Origin of the sequence: Diaphorobacter ruginosibacter (genome assembly GCF_040396215.1) — a bacterium.
Taxonomy (GTDB): Bacteria; Pseudomonadota; Gammaproteobacteria; order Burkholderiales; family Burkholderiaceae_C; genus Diaphorobacter_A; species Diaphorobacter_A ruginosibacter_A.
In genome coordinates this window covers 1-3094 of the sequence record NZ_JBEBOW010000231.1, presented here as the reverse complement: position 1 = coordinate 3094, position 3094 = coordinate 1, and the positions used below count along the sequence as shown (strand labels likewise).

General features: G+C 57.0%; 2 protein-coding genes. Both read right to left on the bottom strand.

All coding sequences use genetic code 11. The features are described from left to right. A partial coding sequence (locus tag ABWP92_RS17120) for an XdhC family protein (protein WP_353236612.1) occupies window positions 1-966 on the bottom strand: 966 nt, incomplete at its 3' end. A gap of 10 nt (window positions 967-976) precedes the next feature. After that, the coding region (locus ABWP92_RS17115; protein WP_353236611.1) for a xanthine dehydrogenase family protein molybdopterin-binding subunit at window positions 977-3094 on the bottom strand (2118 nt) is incomplete at its 5' end.

The window sequence follows — 3094 nt, the reverse complement described above, 5'->3', positions numbered from 1 at the left end:
AGCAACGCTCATCGTGGCCGGCAGTGCGACGCCATTCCGTATTGCTGTCAATTCAGCCAGAATGGAAATCGCGATTTCGGCCGGAGTTTTGCTGCCGATGTAGAGACCGATAGGGCCATGCAGGCGCTGCAATTGTTCATCGCTGAGATCGAATTCTTTCAGACGTTCGCGACGGCGCGCATTGTTCATGCGCGAACCGATGGCACCGACGTAGAAGGCATCGGATTTCAATGCTTCCATCAATGCCAGATCGTCCAGCTTGGGATCGTGGGTGAGCGCGACGACGGCAGTGCGGCTATCCATTTTCATCTCGATAACAAGATCATCCGGCATCGCGTGGACGACCTCGACATCTTGCACTTGCCACGCCTGCCGGTATTCTTCGCGCGGATCGCACACGACTACGTGGTAATCCAGACCAGTCGCAATCTGCGCCAGAAATTGCGACAACTGCCCGGCACCGATGATGAGCAAGCGCCAGCGTGGACCGTGGATAGTGCTTAATACGCCTAGTGTCAGATCGAGTGCCGCATCTGCAGTCGCCGGACTGAGTCGTACTTCACCGCTGACCAGATCAAGCTGACGCTTGACCAGTTCATGTTGCACAACGTGCGCCAGCAATTGCTTGATACCACTCTTGTCGGATAGCGGTTCAATCGCCAGCTTGATGGTGCCGCCGCAAGGCAGGCCGAAGCGATGTGCTTCATCGGCGCTGATGCCATACGTTACCAGCTCAGGCATGCTGCGCGTCATGCCTGCATCACGGACGCGTGCGATCAGATCGTCTTCTATGCAACCACCAGAAACCGAACCGATGACGCGGCCATCATGGCGAATGACCATCATCGCGCCTGCCGGACGCGGACTGGAACCCCAGGTCTGAACGACGGTGACCAGTTCGCAGGCTAGCCCGTCATTTATCCAGCTGTCGGCGGCTTTGAGTACTTCAAGATCGATGCTGTCCATGCCAGTCCTGCTACCCCGCCTTCAACTGATTGCGCACCGGCAAATCACGAATCCGTTTCCCCGTTGCGGCAAAGATTGCATTACACAAGGCGGGTGCCATCGGTGGCGTAGCCGGTTCGCCGACGCCACCCAAAGGCACGTCAAAATCATGCTGAATAAAATGAATGCGTATATCGCGTGGCGCATCCATCGAACGCATGACTTCGTATTCGTGGAAGTTGCCTTGCTCGGCACGGCCATCCTTGAAACTGATTTCACCGCTCAGCGCAAGACTGAGCCCCATGATGCATGCGCCCTCAAGCTGCGAGCGTATGCGATCCGGATTGATCTGCGGTCCGCAATCAACTGCAATATCAACGCGCGGAATCGATAACTCGCCATTGTCTGCAACGACCACTTCGATGACGACGGCAACGTAGGTGACAAAGCTGTAGCTGACCGCGAGTCCGAGGCCATGTCCCTTCTTCAGCTTGCGTCCCCAACCGGCTTTGTCAGTCGCGAGGGAAATGGTTTTCCGCATGCGACCGGTATCCAGCGGGTAACGCTCGGGCGATTCGCCGTAATTCCATTCATCCGCCATATCTTTCGGATTGATCTTGCGCGCCGGCCCTATCAGTTCCAGCAAATAATCGCGATGATCGCGCTTGGCTGCTGCCGCAAGTTCGGCCACGAAAGATTGAATTGCAAACACATGCGGAATATTGGATACCGAACGGAACCAGCCTATGCGCGTGTGCGCTTCCACTTCAGGCGCTTCAACACGGAAGTTCGGTATCGCAAAAGGAATGTTGACTGCAGACATGCCGAGCTCAAACGGCTGTTCGCCCTTGGCACCTTCGCTAAATATCGAGGCGATGGTTGGCGCGGCGGTACGATGCAGCCATGCGCCAGGTTTGCCGGCCGCGTCCAGCGCCACTTCCAGCCGTTCAACAGAAACGGTATGGAAATAGTCGTTGTGAATATCGTCCTCACGCGTCCACGTTACCTTGACCGGCACACCCTTCATCGCCTGTGACAGCAAGGCAGCTTCTGCCACGAAGTCGGGCTTGGACTTGCGGCCAAAACCGCCACCCAGCAAGGTTACATGCACGGTGACATCTTCAGGTTTCAGCTTGAGATGCGCCGCCACGATTTCGCGCGCGGCTTGCGGCGCCTGCACACAGGCCCACACTTCACATTTGCCATTGACGATTTGCGCGGTTGCAGCCGGCGGCTCCATCGTCGCGTGTGCGATATGCGGCAGATAATATTCGGCCTCCATGCGACGCGATGCTTTGCTCAACGCTGTCATTGTGTCGCCATTGTTGCGCACGGACTTTGCCGGTTTGCGTGCGGCTTCCTGCAAGGTCTTTTTATATTCGACCGAGTTGTAGCTGGCGTGCTTGCCATCGTCCCAAGTGATCTTGAGCGCTTCGCGCCCCTTCATGGCCGCCCAGGTATTGCTTGCGATCACGGCGATACCTCCCAGCGGATGGAAGGCGGCGGGTGGCGGGCTGCTTTTCAATTCGATCACTTGAATCACGCCCGGTACTTTCAATGCTGCCGATGCGTCGAAGCTTTTCACTTTGCCGCCGAGTACCGTAGGGCGCGCAATGACTGCGTACAGCATGCCGGGCAGACGGGTATCAATACCGTATTGGGTATTGCCGGTCACGATATTCCGGACGTCGATCCCGCGTGTGCTTTCCTTGCCTATGTAGCGAAATTCGGCCGGCTTCTTCAGTCGCAATTCCTTGCCGACAGGCGGCGTAATTTTTGCTGCGGCTTCTGCCAATGCGCCGTAGCTGAGGCGACGTCCGGTTTTGGCGTGAACGACTTCGTGATTCTTTGCGCGCACTTCCTCCGGTTTTACCTTCCATTGCTGTGCTGCCGCCATTTCCAGCATCTGGCGCGCTGCCGCACCGACCCTGCGCATGGGCTCGAACGATTGGCGCATGCTGCGCGAGCCATCGGTGTTTTGATTGCCGTATTTTTCTTCGATACCGAGTGCCTGCACTACATGTACCTTGCTCCAGTCCGCTTCCAGCTCGTCGGCGACCACCATAGGCAAGCTGGTGCGCACGCCCTGGCCCATTTCCGAACGATGCGCAACGATAGTGACGATGCCGTCGGCACCTATGGATACAAA